This window comes from Roseateles sp. P5_B10, from assembly GCF_056400485.1.
In genome coordinates, this window is sequence record NZ_JBFULE010000768.1 from 1 (window position 1) to 2,461 (window position 2,461).

General features: G+C 67.0%; 2 protein-coding genes. Both read right to left on the reverse strand.

Annotated elements, in window-relative coordinates; all coding sequences use genetic code 11:
• Nucleotides 1-71: 71 nt before the first annotated feature.
• Nucleotides 72-1,400 carry a glucarate dehydratase gene (gene gudD, locus AC1DU6_RS27310; protein ID WP_477860955.1) on the reverse strand — a complete coding sequence of 443 codons (1,329 nt, stop codon included), beginning with the start codon at nt 1,398-1,400 and terminating at the stop codon, nt 72-74.
• A 183-nt stretch (nt 1,401-1,583) separates the two neighbouring features.
• Nucleotides 1,584-2,461: Bug family tripartite tricarboxylate transporter substrate binding protein (locus tag AC1DU6_RS27315; RefSeq protein WP_477860957.1), on the reverse strand; the 878-nt coding region annotated here is incomplete at its 5' end.

Here is a 2,461-nt window from a genome sequence, read left to right on the forward strand (position 1 = left end):
GGGTTGATGTTGCGGGAGACGCCGTGGCCGTCCAGCCACTCGCCGTTGATGAGGTTCTTGAACATGAATGCTTACCGATCCAGCGCGGGGCGCTTGGGGTTGAAGGTCCAGTTGGGGATGAGGTATTGCATCGCAATCGCGTCATCGCGGGCGCCAAGCCCATGCTGTTTGTAGAGGGCATGGGCCTTTTCCACCTCAGCCATGTCGAGCTCGACGCCCAGGCCCGGCTTGGCCGGCACCTTGACGTGGCCGCCGACGATCTGCAGCGGCTCCTGGGTCAGGCGCTGGCCGTCCTGCCAGATCCAATGCGTGTCGATGGCCGTGACCTTGCCGGGCGCCGCAGCGCCGACATGCGTGAACATGGCCAGCGAGATGTCGAAGTGGTTGTTGGAGTGCGAGCCCCAGGTCAGGCCCCAGTCGCGGCAGGTCTGGGCCACGCGCACGCTGCCGGCCATGGTCCAGAAATGCGGGTCGGCCAGCGGGATGTCCACGCTCTGCAGCGACAGCGCGTGCGAGAGTTGGCGCCAGTCGGTGGCGACCATGTTGGTGGCCGTGGGCAGGCCGGTAGCGCGGCGGAATTCGGCCATCACCTCTCGGCCCGAGAAGCCATCCTCGGCACCACAGGGATCTTCCGCATACGCGAGAACGCCCTTCATGTCGCGCATCAGGCGGATCGCGTCCTTCAGCAGCCAGCCGCCGTTGGGGTCCAGCGTCACACGCGCGTCGGGGAATCGCTCGTGCAGGGCGCGGATGGCCTCGACCTCCTCGTCGCCGCGCAGCACGCCGCCCTTGAGCTTGAAGTCGTTGAAGCCGTAGCGCTCGCGGGCGGCCTCGGCCAGCTTGACGACGGCCTCGGGAGTCAGCGCCGCTTCATGGCGCAGTCGGCTCCAGGCGTTGTCGGCGCCGGGCTCGCTGTTGTACGGCAGGTCGGTTTTCGTGCGGTCACCGACGTAGAAGAGATAACCCAGCATCTCCACCGCATCGCGCTGCTGGCCTTCGCCTAGCAGGGCCGCGACCGGTACGCCCAGGTGCTGGCCGAGCAGGTCCAKGAAGGCCGACTCGATCGCGGTGGCCGCATGGATGGTGGTGCGCAGGTCGAAGGTCTGCAGGCCACGGCCGCCGGCGTCGCGGTCGGCAAAGGACTGGCTGACCTTCTGCAGCACGCCCTGGTGGCCACCGATGGGCTGGCCGACCACCAGCTGGCGCGCGTCCTCCAGCGTCTGGCGGATCTTCTCACCACCGGGCACCTCGCCGACGCCGGTGTTCCCGGCGCTGTCGGTCAGGATCAACAGGTTGCGGGTGAAGAAGGGCGCATGCGCGCCGCTGAGGTTGAGCAGCATGCCGTCGCGCCCGGCGACGGGCACAACGCGCAGCTCCTTGATGACGGGGGTCGAGGTCATGTCAGTACTTCAAAGATGTAGTGCCCCACCAAGTGGCACCCATGGAACTGGCTCTGCCAGGTTATCGGGTGCTGCCAAGGCCAGAGGCCTTGTCCTTCGCTAGGCACAAACAGTCCTCAGGACTGTTTGTGTCCGAGCTCAGCCCCCTTGAGGGGGAGGCGCGTCAGCGCCTCGGGGGTGGGCTCAATCTGCGGTGATCTTGCGTTCTTCGATCACYTTTTTCCAGCGTGCGAACTCGSTCGCCTGGAAGGCGGTGAACTGCTCGGGCGTGTTGGCGACGACCTCGAAACCCTGCTCCAGCAACTTCGGTTTGATGTCCGGCGAGTTCAAGGTCTTGACGATGCCGGCATGCAGCTTGGCCTTGATGTCGGCGGGCAGGCCCTTGGGCGCGGCCACGCCTTGCCAGGAGTAGACCTGCAGCCCCTTGATGCCCAGCTCGTCCATGGTGGGCACGTCGGGCTGCACCGGCGAGCGCTGGGCGCTCGTGATGCTCAGCGCGCGCAGCTTGCCGGCCTTGATCTGCGGCAGCGCGGTGTTGATGTTCATGAAGCTGGCATCCACCTGGTTGCCGAGCAGGTCGGTCATGACCGGGCCGCCGCCCTTGTAGGGGATGTGCAGGCCCGACGTGCCGGTCTGCAGCCAGAACAGCTCGGCGGTGATGTGGTCGCTGCTGCCGTTGCCGCTGGAGCCGAAGCTCATCTTGCCGGGGTTGGCTTTCTCATAGGCCAGCACGTCGGCCATGCTCTTGTGCGGCGACGCGGCGGGCACCACCAGCACGTTGGGCGCCTGCACGGCGACGGTGATGTAGTCCAGGTCCTTGGTCGGGTCGTACTGCAGGTTCTTCAGCAGGTGCGGGCCGATGACCAGCGGGCCCAGCGACGAGACGAGGACGGTGTAGCCGTCCGGCGCCGCGCGCTTGACCATGCCGGTGCCGATGGTGCCGCCCGCACCGCCGCGGTTGTCAACGACGAAGCTGCCGCCGAGGGTCTCCTGCAGCTTGTTGCCCAGCAGACGGGCGATGGCGTCGGTGGAGCCACCGGGCGGGAAGGGCACCAGCAGCG